The sequence below is a fragment of the Jannaschia seosinensis genome (assembly GCF_001408515.1).
In the GTDB taxonomy this organism is placed as follows: Bacteria; Pseudomonadota; Alphaproteobacteria; order Rhodobacterales; family Rhodobacteraceae; genus Jannaschia; species Jannaschia seosinensis.
On record NZ_CYPR01000021.1, the window covers coordinates 1 to 13,995 of the forward strand.

Annotated in this window: 17 protein-coding genes and 1 pseudogene; 12 read left to right on the top strand and 6 right to left on the bottom strand. The window is 66.1% G+C overall.

Annotation, left to right across the window (positions count from 1 at the left end):
* Positions 1 to 169: 169 nt before the first annotated feature.
* A pseudogene (locus JSE7799_RS02160) lies at positions 170 to 559 on the top strand (transposase); the annotation flags it as partial.
* 56 nt (positions 560 to 615) lie between these two features.
* Here JSE7799_RS02160 and JSE7799_RS02165 read toward each other — a convergent pair.
* Positions 616 to 1,653, bottom strand: a complete 1,038-nt coding sequence (locus JSE7799_RS02165; protein WP_055662141.1) for an ion channel — start codon at positions 1,651 to 1,653, stop codon at positions 616 to 618.
* 38 nt (positions 1,654 to 1,691) lie between these two features.
* The gene (locus tag JSE7799_RS02170) at positions 1,692 to 2,516 is read right to left on the bottom strand and encodes a MipA/OmpV family protein (protein WP_083480167.1); all 825 of its coding nucleotides are present in this window, start codon (positions 2,514 to 2,516) and stop codon (positions 1,692 to 1,694) included.
* A 99-nt stretch (positions 2,517 to 2,615) separates the two neighbouring features.
* Here JSE7799_RS02170 and JSE7799_RS02175 point away from each other — a divergent pair, with 99 nt between their 5' ends.
* The 8 genes from JSE7799_RS02175 to JSE7799_RS02210 all read left to right on the top strand — a co-directional run bounded on the left by JSE7799_RS02175 (position 2,616) and on the right by JSE7799_RS02210 (position 8,512).
* Complete coding sequence (locus tag JSE7799_RS02175; RefSeq protein WP_055662143.1) at positions 2,616 to 3,395, top strand: 23S rRNA (adenine(2030)-N(6))-methyltransferase RlmJ; 780 nt, start codon at positions 2,616 to 2,618, stop codon at positions 3,393 to 3,395.
* On the top strand, positions 3,396 to 3,689 hold the full coding sequence (locus tag JSE7799_RS02180) for a DUF1330 domain-containing protein (protein ID WP_055662144.1): 294 nt from the start codon (positions 3,396 to 3,398) through the stop codon (positions 3,687 to 3,689).
* Between the two features lie 23 nt (positions 3,690 to 3,712).
* Positions 3,713 to 4,153, top strand: a complete 441-nt coding sequence (locus tag JSE7799_RS02185) for a tellurite resistance TerB family protein (RefSeq protein WP_055662156.1) — start codon at positions 3,713 to 3,715, stop codon at positions 4,151 to 4,153.
* Positions 4,150 to 4,887, top strand: coding sequence for a PhnD/SsuA/transferrin family substrate-binding protein (locus tag JSE7799_RS02190; RefSeq protein WP_055662145.1), 738 nt, complete (start codon positions 4,150 to 4,152; stop codon positions 4,885 to 4,887). Before JSE7799_RS02185 ends, JSE7799_RS02190 begins: the two co-directional genes overlap by 4 nt.
* Before the next feature lie 103 nt (positions 4,888 to 4,990).
* A complete protein-coding gene (locus JSE7799_RS02195) occupies positions 4,991 to 5,761 on the top strand; it encodes an ABC transporter ATP-binding protein (protein ID WP_055662146.1) in 771 nt (256 codons plus the stop codon).
* Positions 5,762 to 5,804: 43 nt separating this feature from the next.
* Entirely contained in the window at positions 5,805 to 6,536 is a 732-nt protein-coding gene (locus JSE7799_RS02200; RefSeq protein WP_055662147.1) for a transporter substrate-binding domain-containing protein, read from the top strand.
* A 270-nt stretch (positions 6,537 to 6,806) separates the two neighbouring features.
* The gene (locus tag JSE7799_RS02205) at positions 6,807 to 7,709 is read left to right on the top strand and encodes an ABC transporter permease (protein WP_055662148.1); all 903 of its coding nucleotides are present in this window, start codon (positions 6,807 to 6,809) and stop codon (positions 7,707 to 7,709) included.
* Positions 7,706 to 8,512 carry an ABC transporter permease gene (locus JSE7799_RS02210; protein ID WP_055662149.1) on the top strand — a complete coding sequence of 269 codons (807 nt, stop codon included), beginning with the start codon at positions 7,706 to 7,708 and terminating at the stop codon, positions 8,510 to 8,512. The genes JSE7799_RS02205 and JSE7799_RS02210 overlap by 4 nt, the downstream gene beginning before the upstream one ends.
* 4 nt (positions 8,513 to 8,516) lie before the next feature.
* Here the strand turns inward: JSE7799_RS02210 and JSE7799_RS02215 are convergent, their stop codons facing one another.
* Positions 8,517 to 8,975, bottom strand: coding sequence for a CAP domain-containing protein (locus JSE7799_RS02215; RefSeq protein WP_055662150.1), 459 nt, complete (start codon positions 8,973 to 8,975; stop codon positions 8,517 to 8,519).
* A 140-nt stretch (positions 8,976 to 9,115) separates the two neighbouring features.
* On the opposite strand from JSE7799_RS02215, the gene JSE7799_RS02220 reads away from it, so the two are divergent.
* The 3 genes from JSE7799_RS02220 to JSE7799_RS02230 are packed head-to-tail and all read left to right on the top strand — an operon-like array spanning position 9,116 to position 12,442.
* Positions 9,116 to 9,814 (top strand): type 1 glutamine amidotransferase, encoded by a 699-nt coding sequence (locus JSE7799_RS02220; protein ID WP_055662151.1) that lies wholly within the window; start codon positions 9,116 to 9,118, stop codon positions 9,812 to 9,814.
* Entirely contained in the window at positions 9,801 to 11,162 is a 1,362-nt protein-coding gene (locus JSE7799_RS02225; protein ID WP_055662152.1) for a glutamine synthetase family protein, read from the top strand. The genes JSE7799_RS02220 and JSE7799_RS02225 overlap by 14 nt, the downstream gene beginning before the upstream one ends.
* Positions 11,159 to 12,442: an NAD(P)/FAD-dependent oxidoreductase gene (locus tag JSE7799_RS02230; RefSeq protein ID WP_055662153.1), complete on the top strand. Its 1,284-nt coding sequence runs from the start codon at positions 11,159 to 11,161 to the stop codon at positions 12,440 to 12,442. The genes JSE7799_RS02225 and JSE7799_RS02230 overlap by 4 nt, the downstream gene beginning before the upstream one ends.
* On the opposite strand, the gene JSE7799_RS02235 is transcribed toward JSE7799_RS02230, so the two are convergent.
* The 3 genes from JSE7799_RS02235 to JSE7799_RS19420 form a co-directional block, all read right to left on the bottom strand.
* A complete protein-coding gene (locus JSE7799_RS02235; RefSeq protein ID WP_055662154.1) occupies positions 12,439 to 12,849 on the bottom strand; it encodes a DUF1810 domain-containing protein in 411 nt (136 codons plus the stop codon). The genes JSE7799_RS02230 and JSE7799_RS02235 overlap by 4 nt on opposite strands.
* 59 nt (positions 12,850 to 12,908) lie before the next feature.
* The gene (locus JSE7799_RS22175; protein ID WP_083480169.1) at positions 12,909 to 13,499 is read right to left on the bottom strand and encodes an SIR2 family protein; all 591 of its coding nucleotides are present in this window, start codon (positions 13,497 to 13,499) and stop codon (positions 12,909 to 12,911) included.
* 371 nt (positions 13,500 to 13,870) lie between these two features.
* The coding region (locus JSE7799_RS19420; RefSeq protein WP_144431517.1) for a transposase domain-containing protein at positions 13,871 to 13,995 on the bottom strand (125 nt) is incomplete at its 5' end.

The window sequence follows — 13,995 nt, forward strand, 5'->3', positions numbered from 1 at the left end:
TTTGCTATCCGCGTAAGGGAAATCTTCGCATTACGACCGAGGACGGTCACGACCTTACCTTGCGCGCAAGGCTGCGCCTGGCCCGCCGTGGCCGGGCTTTTCGCGCCAGCCTCGGCACACGCGAGGACGCAGCCGCCAGCAATATGCCGCTCCTGAACGTCGCGGCCAAGCCGCTCAAGGGAGAGTGGTTGACGTGGTTACCAACGTCGCGCCGCGCACCGCGCTCGAAACCTACCGCAAACGTTGGGCGATCGAATGTCTGTTCGGCGATGCCAAGACGCGTGGCCTCAACCTCGAGGACACACGTCTCACCGATCCACGCAAACTCGCTCTGCTCATGTCCCTTGTCGCGCTTGCCCTTGCCTGGGCCGGTCGCGCCGCCGCAGACCTTCTCGGCAAGCGCGCGCCGCCGCGCAAAAGCCACGGCCACTACGCCAGATCCTGGTTTCGAACCGGCTTCGACCACATCCGAAACCGCCTCAGATCCGATCCCCTCGACGCCATCGCGTCGTGGCAGAGGATCAACCCAGAAGCACGAAAGCCCTGCGGAGTCGTGTAGTGTGAATTACCCATGGGTAATTGTCGCAACGCAATGATAAGTAAAGACATATTATTTCAGTACTCGTCCGGAAGCCAACGGCGCACGACCTCCTGACCCGCCTCCGAGGCGAGCACCTGCAGGAGTGTTGTATTCAGCCGCTCACCCAGCGGGTCCGCCTCGCGAAATGCCATCGCGATCAGAACCGGATCCCAGCGTGTGGTCGTGATGTTGAGTCCGTGACCACCGCGTTCGTTGGCAAAGCTTAAGGCAGGAGCAGAGGCGACGGCGGCATCGGCCTCGCCTTGCGCGACGGCCGTCAATGCGGCGGCGGCATCGGGCACGACCGTTGAAATGACGCCCCGCCCCGCGAGGAAAGCTTCCGCCGTTCCATCTGCGGGCACGGCGACCCGCTTGCCTATCACCGCTTCGGGCAGGTCCCCGCTCTTCCCTTCGCCCCCCGCAAGGGTGACGACCGCCGCCGTCAGCGCCGCGCTCACCGCGAGGCCTACAAGCATCCACAGCATTGCCACCGTTCGGCCGAGGAACGTGCGCGGGGCTTTGTCGCCATAGCCGATCGTCGTCAGCGTCACGCCGGCCCACCAGAAGCCGTCACCTAGACCCCGTTTCGCGTCCCGATGGAACATTTCCGCGTTCCGGCGCCGCTCGGCCAGCCAGACGATCGCTCCGACCGCGAGGAGTACGACGGAGAGCGACAGGATCACGCGGAGGAAGTCCAGCGTCAGAAACCCGCGCAGAACCTTGAAAATCTTCGGCTGTTCGGGCGCGGCGATGCCGAGCGTGGCGGTGTAGAACGGGTGCGAGATATCGACCCGTTCCTCCAGCTTGGCATCGGCCTCGACAGGCAGAACGATATCGTGGCCGACGAGAGCCGCGGCCGGATCGCTGCCGGGGGCGAGGCTGGTGAACCGGTAGCTTAGCCCGGCGGCCTCGGCCGTCAGGCGGAACAGGTCGATGGCGAGGCCGTCATGCAGCCCGTTCCGCGCCTCGTTGGCGAAGGGCGGCGAGGCGATGACGCCCACGGATATTTCCTGGGCGGCAAGGCGGAACGGGAAGAGCGCGATCAGAAAGGCGGCAAGAAAGCGTGCGGTCATGCGACGTCATCGCACGGCACCGCATGCGGGTTCCCCCTTCAGAAGCCCAGCGTGAAGCGCCGGGTGATCCCGATCGAGGCGCTGACACTCTCGTCATCGTCGGTGATCGGGCTGTCGGCGGCATCGTTGCGCAGGACGTCGTAGGTCACGCTCGCATCCACGCCCCATGTCTCGTTGAGGCGGTAGGACGCGCCGAACTCCACCCCGGTCGAAACTAGCCCGCCACCGGCATCGAACGCGTTGTAACGCGACGCGGCGGCCTCGTCCGCGGCGACGCCGAAATAGGTCTCGGCGTATCCGTCGTCGCCGAACAGCGCCCGGGGTCCGAGGCTGAGCGTCAGGCGGTCGTTCGGACGCGCGAAGAGGTCGGCGCCCACCTCTCCCACAAAGCTCTCGTGACCGATGACGCCGTAGCGGACATTGCCGAACACTTCGTAGACGGGGGTCGCGTAGCTCAGCCCCGCGCCGATCTCGAGCGCGGCATCGACATCGTCGAGCCCCGCCAGCTCATCGCTGCCGTCACGCTCGCCGATATAGCGGAAGGAGCCGCTGACGCCGAAGCCTTGCGGCTGAAAGAGCGGGTCCGGATTGCCGAAAGTGTAGCCGCCGAGGCGCAGGTAATTCAGCTCTCCGGTGAGGGCCGCCCCCGCTTCGTTGTCGCCCGCGCCGAAATATTCCGGCTTGGACGACACGCCCGCACCAAGCGTGAAGCCGATCGCGGGACCGCCGCGCGCCTGCGTCGCCATGACAGGATCGCCAAGGGCGCGCAGAGCGGTGCCGTCCGCATCCTGAGCGTGCGCGGCGGTGGTCAGCGCGAGGAGCGCGGCAAGGGGAGCGATAATGCGCGGCATAGACGATTCCATTCTGGCAGTCGGAACGATGTTAGCAGGACCGAACCGAACTACGAAACCAAAGTTCCTTCAAATCTTGCACAGTCGCCACACCCCCGATAGCCACGCGACATGTTGTCCTACCAGCACGGCTATCACGCCGGAAATGCCGCCGACGTGCACAAGCATGCGGCACTTTGCACAGCGCTCGAATACCTCGCGCGCAAGGACAAGGCGCTGAGCTATCTGGAGACGCATGCCGGGCGCGGGCTTTATGACCTTTCGGACCCGGCCGCGGCCAAGACGGGCGAGGCGGCGCAGGGGGTCGGGCGGCTTCTGAAGCGGTTTCCGGCGGATCACCCCTATCCCGCCGCGCTGGCGCGCGTCCGGGCGGCGCACGGGCCTGACGCCTATCCCGGCTCGCCGCTTCTGGCCGCGACGCTGCTGCGCCGGTTCGACCGGATCGACATGGCGGAGCTGCACCCCGCGGAGTTCGCCGCGTTGGAGCGCGCCTTGCCCGAGAGCCCGAACACGCGGGCCCATCATCGCGACGGCGTGGAGATGGCGCGTGCCCTGACGCCGCCGGACCCGCGGCGGGGCCTGATGCTGATCGATCCGTCCTGGGAGTTGCGCGACGATTATGCACGCATGGCCGCGCTGCTGCCGGCGATCCGGCGCAAATGGGGGGTGGGGGCGCTGATGCTGTGGTATCCGCTCTTGGCCGACGGTCGGCACCGGCCGATGACGCGCGCCTTGCGCGAGGCGATCCCCGACGTCACCCTCCACGAGGTTCGCTTTCCACCCGCGCGCGCGGGCCACGGGATGCAGGGGTCGGGACTGGCACTGGTCAATCCGCCCTGGGGGCTGGAACAGGCTTTGCCGGCGCTCAGCGCAATCTTCGAGGAGAAATAGATGCCCAAGGGATACTGGATCGCGCACGGCCGCGTGGACGATGCGGAACGCTACGAATTGTACCGCGCCGCCAATGCGGCCCCTCTGGCGGAGTTCGGGGGCCGGTTTCTGGTCCGCGGCGGCGCGCGGCAATTGCGCGAGGGCGATGCCAAGCCCCGCAGCGTTGTGATCGAGTTCCCCTCCTACGAGGCGGCCGTCGCCTGCTACGAGAGCCCGGCCTATCAGGATGCGATCGCATTGCGCCACGGGATCAGCGAATCCGATCTTGTCATCGCGGAGGGGTGGGACGGCTGACGAAGCCTCCTATGTCGCATGTCATGTTTACCGATCTGATCCGCCGCCTGACGGCCTCCCACCCCGAACGTCTCCCCGAAGCCGATGCCCGCGTGGCGCTGGCAGCTTTGATGGTGCGTGTCGCCCGCAGCGACGGGCATTACGCCCCGGCCGAGGTGGCGCGCATCGACAAGTGCCTGATGCAGCGCCACAACCTGTCCGAAGCCGAGGCGCAGGCCCTGCGCGTCGAGGCGGAGGGGCTGGAAGCCGAGGCGCCCGACACCGTCCGCTTCACCCGCGCGATCAAGGATGCGGTCGCGCTGGAGGATCGGGTGGCGGTGATCGAGACGCTGTGGTCCGTCGCGCTGGCCGACGGGACGCGGGATTCGGAGGAGGACACGCTGCTGCGCCTCCTCGTGAACCTTCTGGGCGTGTCGGACGTGGAGAGCGCGCAGGCCCGGCAGCGGGCAGAGGCGCGCGGGTGATCGCAAGCCTCGCCTGGTATCCGGCCGCCGCGCCGGCTTGGGAGGCGCTGTGGGACGGTATCCGCGCGCGCCTTCCCGACGATCTGGACGGCGTGCCGGAGCGGCTGATCTGGCCGCAGGATTTCCGGGCGCATTGGCGCGACCGGAACCTGCTCCTGTCGATGACCTGCGCGCTGCCGATGAAGCTTGGGCTGGACCGCCACGTTCATGTCGTTGGCGCGCCGGCCTGGGACGTGCCCGACCTGCCCGCCCTGCCGCGCGGCCATTACTGCTCGCACATCGTGACGCGGGCGGACGAGACGCGGCCGTTGGGCGTCGCGGCACGCGGCGGGCTCGCGGTGAATGCAGGCGACAGCCAGTCGGGCTGGGGCACGCTGGTGGCGGCGGGGCTGGACGGCCCGCGCCTTCTGACCGGCAGTCACGCGGCCTCGATGGCGGCGGTGGCCGAGGGCCGCGCCGATCTTGCCGCAATCGACGTCGTGACATGGGCGATCGCGCCGCATCCCGATCTCCGCGTCCGCGTCACCACGCCTCCGACGCCCGCCACGCCCTTCGTCACCGCGCGCGCCGACCTCGTGGGGGTTCTGCGCGACGCCATTGCGGGCGCGATCCGGGCGCAGTCGCGCGAAGACCGCATCGCCAGCCGCCTGCGCGGGATCGAGGCGATGCCGGACGACGCCTATCGCGCAGAGCTTCAGCGCGACGTCAGCGGCGTACCGTCCGTACGCGGCTGAAAACCGGGCGCAGAGCGTTTCCGGCCGCCCCGGACTCGGGGTTCCGCTTGCATTCGCAGGGAATTTGCGGCGTAAACCCCCGACCGAATGCGAAGGATCGTCCGTGGCCCCTGCCCCGCCCGTCATTGAAATCCGTGACCTGCACAAGGCTTATGGCCAGCTTGAGGTACTCAAGGGCGTCGACCTCGTCGCGCGGCAGGGCGAGGTCGTGTCGCTGATCGGCTCCTCGGGATCGGGCAAGTCCACGCTTCTGCGCTGCGCCAACCTTCTCGAAGACAGCCAGCAGGGCGAGATCCTGTTCTGCGAGGAGCCGGTGCGCTGGCGCGGCACGGGCCCGCACCGCCGTCCCGCCGATCCGCGGCAGATCACCCGGATCCGCACGAACCTGTCGATGGTCTTCCAGTCCTTCAACCTGTGGTCGCACATGACCGTGCTTCAGAACGTGATGGAAGCGCCGATTCAGGTCCTGCGCCGTGACCCGAAGGAGGTTGAGGAGAAGGCCCGGCAATACCTCGACAAGGTCGGGATCGGCGACAAGGCCGATGCATGGCCCGCGCAGCTTTCGGGTGGCCAGCAGCAACGCGCCGCCATCGCCCGCGCGCTGGCGATGGAGCCGAAGGCGCTGCTCTTCGACGAGCCGACGTCGGCGCTTGACCCGGAACTGGAGCAGGAGGTGATCCGCGTCATCAAGGCCTTGGCCGAGGAAGGGCGCACGATGATCATCGTCACCCACGACATGGGCCTCGCGCGCGACGTCTCGGACCACGTGATTTTCCTGCACAAAGGCCTGATCGAGGAGGAGGGCGCGCCCGACGCGCTCTTCGACCAGCCCCGCAGCGAACGCCTGCGCGGCTTTCTCAGCGCCACTGCATAACCCGCCGGCCGGATCAACCGGACGGCTCAACAGGAGAGAGAGAATGAAGCTGATCCTGACCTTCGCGGCGCTTGCCGCAACCACCACGATGGCCTTTGCCGAAACGCACAGCGTCGTCCGGATGGGCACCGAAGGCGCCTACCCTCCCTACAACTTCCTCGACGATTCGGGCGAGGTCGCCGGCTTCGAGCGCGAAGTGGGCGACGAGGCCTGCGCGCGTGCCGGCCTCACCTGTGAGTGGGTGACGACCGATTGGGATTCGATCATCCCGAACCTGACCTCCGGCAACTACGACACGATCATCGCGGGCATGTCGATCACCGACGAGCGCGAAGAGGTGATCGACTTCACGCAGAACTATTTCCCGCCCGCCGCCTCCGCCTATGCGGCGATGGCGGAGGATGCCGATATCGAAAACGGCGTCGTCGCGGCGCAGGCCAATACGATCCAGGCCGGCCACGTCGCCGAGTCCGGCGCGGCGCTTCTGGAATTCGCCACCTATGACGAGACGGTTGCCGCTCTGCGCTCGGGCGAGGCCGACGCGGTCTTCGCCGACAAGGACGCGCTGGCACCGACGGTCGAGGCTTCGGGCGGTGAGTTGATGTTCGTCGGCGACGACGTGCCGCTGGGCGACGGCATCGGCATCGGCCTGCGCGAAAGCGACACCGAACTCAGGGAGCAGTTCGACGTCGCCATCGCCTCCATGAAGGAGGACGGCACGCTCAACGAGCTGATCGTGAAGTGGTTCGGCGAAGACGCCGATACCTTCGAGTGAGAGATGTGGGGGCCGCTTGTCCGCCTGCGCCGCTGGTTGCGGCCCCTGCCCATCTTTGCCCGGGTGATTTCCTGCCGACGCGGTCGCGGCCCCGAACAGGCGGCGCGCCATGTCGGCAGGGGGCGGGTATGGGTGATCTACATGCGTAACGCATTGGCTTCAGCGTTCGGATTGATCCTCCGCGAAACGAGCGGCTCGGCCACAGGTGCGCCGGTCGGCTCGCCGTCCCTTTTTCACAGGCCGCGGCCGCCTCGGAGGGCAATCTGAGCGATGTTCGATTTCTGCTCCGACCCGGCCACGCTCGACGGCATCGCCTGGCTCGCCTGCTACCTCACCACCGGCAAGCACATGGCGTTCTATGGCGCGTTCGGAACGGTTCTGCTGCTGCTGGCGATCACGGCACCGACCGCGCTGGCCTTCGGGTTCGGCGGGGCCATGGCGGCAAGGTCGCGGGTGTCGCCGTTGCGTTGGCTGGGCAAGACCTACATCGCCATCGTTCGCGGCATTCCCGACATCGTGTTCTTTCTGTTCTTTGTCATCGCGCTCGATCAGGGGATCGAGTACCTGCGCCATCAGGTCCTGTGTCCCGACTGGGACCAACCGGTGCGGCAGGGCAGCGACTTCGTCGTCTGTGCGGCCGCCAAGATGCCGCTCGGCAATGCGCCGCAATGGGTGCATGAAAGCTACGGCTTCGCGCTCGCCGTGCTGACCTTCGCCATCGTGTTCGGCGCCTTCGCGGCCAACGTCCTCTATGGCGCCATGCGGGCCGTGCCGCGTGCGCAGGTCGAGACAGCCGAGGCTTACGGCATGTCGCCGCGCCAGACCTTTCGCCGGATCACCGTACCGCAGATGTGGATCTACGCCTTGCCTGGCTTGGGCAACCTCTGGATGATCCTCATAAAGGCGACCCCGCTTCTGTTTCTCCTCGGCGTGGAAGATGTCGTCTACTGGGCACGTGACCTTGGCTCGGCGAAGACGCCGCGGTTCACCGATTACCCGCATCCGGATTGGCGAATGTGGTACTTCCTCGCGCTTCTCGTCTTCTACCTCCTCTTCACACGCCTTTCGGAGCTTGTGCTGACGCGCGTGACGCGGCGATTGAGCCGGGGACAGGCAACCGCGGGGGGCGAGGCCATGCGCCGCGCCGATTTGCCGGCGGGGCCGGTCGCATGAGTTGCTGGCAGACGGTGCAGGATTATGCTCTGCGCAGCCTCGGGATCGGCGAACGGCTGCTGCCCCGTTCGGACTTCACGCTCTGCGACCAGATCGTCCTGATCGGCTCGGGCATGATCTGGAACGTCTATTTCGGGGTGTTGGCGCTGCTTGCGGGGTTCTGCCTCGCCACGCTGCTGGCACTGGGCAAGGCCGCGTCGAACCCGCTCGCGCGCAAATCGGCGGAGTGGTTCGTCTTCCTGTTCCGCGGCTCACCGCTCTTCATCCAGTTCTTCTTCGGCTACTTCCTGTTCCTTTCGCTCAAGCAGCAGGTTCCTCTCTTTGAGCCGTTCGCCGCGGCATCGGTCGGCGCACTGGTGGTGCTGTTCCTGAACACGTCCGCGTATTCGGGCGAGATCTTCCACGGTGCGCTCATGTCCGTTCCCAAGAGCGATACCGAAGCGGCGGCGGCCTACGGGCTGACCGGGTGGCGCAGGTTCCGGCGCATCACCTGGCCGACCATGCTGCGCCTCGCCTGGCCGGCCTATATCAACGAGGCGATCTTCCTGTTCCACGCGACGACGCTCGTCTTCCTGTCAGGCTTTCCGGCAGCGCAGCAGCGGGGCGACGGGCTGTATTACGCGCAATATTTCGCGGACAAGACCTTCAATCCCTTCGTTCCCTACCCGATCCTGGCCGGCTACTTCATCCTGTTGACGCTGTGCATCATCGGCCTGATGGGACTGGTGAACCGCCGCCTGAACCGGCACCTGCCGCAGGCGGCGGAGCGGCGGCCTCGGATGTTTCCGCAGATGCTGCGCTGAGGCGTTAGCGGCGGCAATTCCTCGCGCCGAGAACCATCGCCCAGTAGAGCCGCCCGTCGGCCCCGCGCGCGGCGGCGACCGCGCCATGCTGCATCACGGGGTGCATGATGTTGCGGCGATGTCCGGCGGAGTTCATCCACGCAACCGTCACCTCGCGCGCATCGTTCTGACCGAACGCGACGTTTTCCGCCCCGGCGCAGCCTTTGTAGCCGGTCGCCTGGATCCGGTCGAAGGGGCGCGAGCCGCGCGGCCCGTCGTGGCGCATCTTCGCGGTCGCGGCCTGATGCCGCGCCTGCGCCTCGGCCGCGCGGGCAAGCTTGCGATCGTAGCGCAACGGCGGCAGACCCGCCCGCTCCCGCTGCTGCGAGGCGTAGCGCAAGGCGTCTTGCGAGATTTCGGCGGCGGCCGGCATGGCGAGCGGCCCGGCGAGGGCCAGCATCAGGGTGAGGCTCTTCAGGATCATGATTACGGCTCCGGTGTCGTTTTTTCGCGTTGCTCCGAAGCGTGTGCCACCGGTGATCTAACAATCTCTTAAACCGGACGATCTTGCAGCCGGGTCGTGGCCGCCATAGCCTGCACGCGCAACAAACCGCTCGGAATTTCATGAAAATCGGCCTTCTTCTCACCGGACACGCGCCGGACCCGCTGCAACCCCTGCGTGGCGATTACGACGCGATGTTCACCCGCCTGCTTGCCGGGCAAGGGCTGGAATTCGACAGCTATGATGTCGAGAACATGGTCTTTCCCGAAAGCATCGACGCGGCCGACGGCTGGCTTATCTCCGGATCGCGGCACGGCGCCTACGAGGACCATCCCTTCATCCCGCCTCTGGAGCGATTCATCCGGCAGGCCTATGCCGCCCGCATCCCGATCGTCGGCATCTGCTTCGGTCACCAGATCGTCGCGCAGGCTCTTGGCGGCAAGGTGGTGAAGCATCCCGAGGGCTGGGCGCTCGGGCGACAGGATTACGAGATGTCGGACGGCCGGATCATACGCCTCAACGCGTGGCACCAGGATCAGGTGCGCGACCTGCCCCCCGATGCCAAGCCGATCGCGCGCAGCGCGTTTTGCGAATACGCGATGCTGACCTATGGCGACCGGGCCTTCACCGTGCAGCCGCATCCCGAATTCGACGGCAACGTGATCGCGGATTTCGTCGCCCTTCGTAAAGGAACGGGCACCTATCCCGACGATCTGATGGACCGCGCCGCCGAGTCTGCCGCCCTGCCTGACGACAGCGCGGCCTTGGCCCGCGCCATCGGCGACTTTTTCAAGACGGGGGTTGTCGATGTCCCGGCCTGACTGGCTCGCTCAAGCACCGGCGCATGCCCGCGCCTTTCTCGACGGGCGGCGGCTCGACGAGGTGGAATGCATCATCGCCGATCTGTCCGGCATTGCGCGCGGCAAGGCGATGCCCGCGGCAAAATTCGCAACGCAGTCGCATTTCTACCTGCCGAACTCGATCTTCCAGCAGACGATCACCGGCGACTGGGCCGATGACGGCGACGCGGCGTTTCTTGAGCCCGACATGGTTCTGACGCCCGACTTCTCGACCGCATCGGCCGCGCCCTGGACCGCCGACTGGACGATGCAGGTGATCCACGACATGCGCGACCAATCCGGCGAGCCGGTCCCCGTCGCGCCCCGCAATGTGCTCAAGCGTGTGGTGGCCCTCTATGAGGCGCAGGGGTGGAAGCCGGTCGTCGCGCCGGAGATGGAATTCTACCTCGTCGCCCGCAACATCGACCCCGCCAAGCCGGTGGAGCCGCCGATGGGCCGCTCCGGCCGGCGCGCCGCCGCGCGGCAGGCCTATTCGATGTCCGCGGTGGATGAATATGGCCGCGTCATCGACGACATCTACGATTTTGCCGAAGCCATGGGTCTGGAGATCGACGGCATCCTGCAGGAAGGCGGCGCGGGCCAGGTCGAGATGAACCTGCGCCATGGCGACCCGGTGAAACTGGCCGACGAGATCTTCTACTTCAAACGCCTGATCCGCGAGGCGGCCCTGCGCCACGATTGCTATGCCACATTCATGGCCAAGCCGATCCAAGACGAGCCGGGCAGCGCCATGCACATCCATCATTCCGTCGTGGACCGGGCAACCGGGGCCAACATCTTCGTGGGCCCGGACGGATCCGAGACGGAGGCGTTCCTGCATTTCATCGGCGGGATGCAGGCGCACATGCCGTCCGTGATCGCGCTTCTGGCGCCCTACGTGAATTCCTACCGCCGTTACGTGCGGGATTTCGCGGCGCCGGTGAACCTCGAATGGGGGCGCGACAACCGCACGACGGGCCTGCGCGTTCCGATCTCCGATCCGGCGTCCAAGCGCGTCGAGAACCGGATCGCGGGGATGGATTGCAATCCCTATCTCGGCCTCGCCGCCTCGCTGGCCTGTGGTTATCTGGGTCTTCGGGACCGTATCGCACCACAGCCGCAATTCACCGGCGACGCGTACAACTCCGCCGAGGGGATGCCCCGCGACCTGACCACCGCGCTCGACCGGTTCGAGGCTCCGTCGCCGATCCACGACGTCCTGCACCCGCATTTCGTCTCGATCTACGGTGCCGTGAAACGGATGGAGGTCGATGCTTTCCTCCAGGTCATCTCCCCCTGGGAGCGCGAGCATCTGCTGCTGAACGTATGAGTTGGCTGCACGCGAACGGCGACGCCGGCATCTGGCCCGCCACGTTCTACGCGGGCCGCGCGGATCGGCCCGCCCCCTTCCCCCCGCTCGACGGGGATGCGCGGACGGAGCTTTGCGTGATCGGCGGCGGCATCACCGGCCTGTCGGCGGCGCTGCATGCGGCGCAGGCGGGGATGCGCGTCACCCTCCTTGAGGCGCAGCGCGTCGGCTGGGGCGCATCGGGGCGCAATGGCGGGCAGGTTTCGCCCGGCTTCAACTGGTCGCCGCGCAAGCTGGCCGCGCGGCTCGGCGACGACCGGGCTACCGCGCTCCACCGCCTGTCGGAGGAGGCCGTGCGCCTCACCCGCGACCTCGCGGACACGCATGCGGGCGGCGCGCGGTTCCGCCCCGGCATCCTGTCTGCCGGCTTCACCGAGGCCGAGGTCGCCGAGATGGCAGAGGACGCCGCCTGGGCCGATGCCCGCCTCGGCACCACCCGCGCCCGCCTGACCCGCGCGGAGATCGAGGCGGCGATCGGCACGCGCGCCTATGCGGGCGGAATGCTCGACCGGACGGGGGGGCGCATCGATCCGCTGGCCTATGCGCTCGGCCTCGCGCAGGCCTGCGTGGCGGCGGGCGTCACGATCCACGAGGAGAGCGAGGTGCGCGCCCTCGACGGCACCGCCGCCCGCACAGAGCGCGGCACGGTCACGGCGCGCTTCGTGCTGCACGCGACGAACGGCTACACGCCCGGCCTGACCCGGCCGACGGCGGCGCGCGTCCTGCCGATCAACAACTTCATCGCCACCACCGCGCCGGTGCCGGACGCGGGCGACCGCACCGTCTTTGCCGTGGCCGACAGCCGCTTCGTCGTGAACTATTTCTGGTGGAGCGCCGACGGATGCCTCGTCTATGGCGGCGGCGAAAGCTACGGCAAACGCTTCCCCTCCGACATTCGCGGGCGCGTCCGTGCCAACCTCGCCCGGGTCTACCCCGAACTGGCCGGGGTCGAACTCACCCATGCCTGGGGCGGCACCCTGGCGGTGACGGCGAGCCGCCTGCCCTGGCTGTCCGAAGTCGCGCCGGGCGTGTTCGCGGCCGGAGGCTATTCGGGTCATGGTCTCGCGCTCGCGGGCCTGTTCGGCAAGCTGGCGGTCGAGGCGATGCAGGGTGCGCGCGCGCGGTTCGATCTAATCGCCGCGCTCCCGGTGCCCGCGCTTCCGGGCGGACGATGGCTCGGCGGGCTGGCGGCGCAGGCGGGGATGATCTGGGGCAGCGTGACCGATCGGCTGAGGACCTAGCCGTCGATCATGTCCAGCGTCGTCTCGTCCGCCGCACCTTCATAGAACCGGTCGAGCACCGCCTGCGCCCAACCGTCCGCCCCCGCCGCACGGAACAGCGTGGCTGACGAGCGGACCTTCATCGCATCCACCTCGCCCACGATCCGCTCGATCGGCGGGTCGTGCCGCAACAACGCTTCCGCCGCCTCCGCCAGCCGCGCCCCGAGCACCGGATCGGCCAAATAGGCCCGCGCCTCGGCCAGATCGCGGATGCCGTAATATTGCGCCGTCTCGGATCGTCCGAGGCCCCGCAATTGAGGAAAGACATACCAGATCCAATGCGTCCGTTTCCGCCCCTGCCGAAGCTCGGTCAGTGCAGTATCATAGTTGCGGGCTTGGGCGTCGTGGAAGCGGGAGAGAACGATCATATCTAGAGACCTAGAACGGTGAGATTGAGTGTCATAACACTTTTTTCTCAGCGTTTCTGCTACGCATCCAAGTTGACCCCCCAGTCATGGAAATCTGTAATCTTATGAAGCCACACAACCTTCACCCGACAGCCCGGCAAAAGATCAGACCACCTAATCTCCCTTTTTACTTCCCACTCACGGTCTGCACCTTGCTGTTTCCGCTCAACCACAAAAACTTGGTCGCCATTACCATTGTAACTTACAGAAACTAATCTGTTCAAGTGCAAGTCAGCGCCGCTATATCCGAACAGTATAATGGATTTGGTTTCCTGCATAGCCTCTTCCAAGCAATCCCAGTAGGTGGACAGTAGCGGCGACGACGATATAAGGGCGGGCTTGTGCTTGAAGTGAGACAAAACCAGATGGCCTGTGTTGATCCCCCTGTGCCTCGATAAATCATAAGTTGAGTGTTTTTTGATCTCTCCCCTAACGTTTGTGTAGAACAAAGGAGAACCGTGGAGATGAAGATAAAAAGCGCTTTTACTATTGTTATACCTTTTCATGTTCGATGGATCGAATGATTGGTTGAATCCATCGATTAGGCAGGAGAAGCCCCTCAGAACAGCGGTACCTGCAAAAGCGGCATAGAGAAGCGGGTCATAATTCAGCGTTGCAACATGCGAGCGAGTTCTTAAAACATGCGATCTTAAGCTCTCGGCAGACCTTTCGAGTTATGCCCGAAAGTTGGTGATGGCCTGAAGTAGGCGGCATATCATGGCGGTGTTCACGCGCCGTCAGTCTCAAAAGAGAAAGGATATGCCACCATGGCCAAATCTACCGTTGTCCCGTTCGAACTGCCATCGGAATTTTCTGCGGATCCGTTGACCGAGGTAATCCAAGCTGGGGCCAAGGAGCTTCGTAAGCGCCGTCTCGGCCCCATTGGGTTTTCGCTTGCGGTCGGGATCGCTCGGCGTATCCGGCTGCCGCTTTCGCCCTTGTGCGCGCTCAGAGTGAGCTCACTGAGGACTCCCGGATGAGCTCATTGTGAGGGGTGGGACGCCTCGGCGTAAGCCCATGGCATCAACGCGTCGATGTCCTTGTCGAGATGGCCGTTGGCGAGCTTGGTGAAGAGATCGCGTAGGTAGGCATAGGGCTCGACGCCGT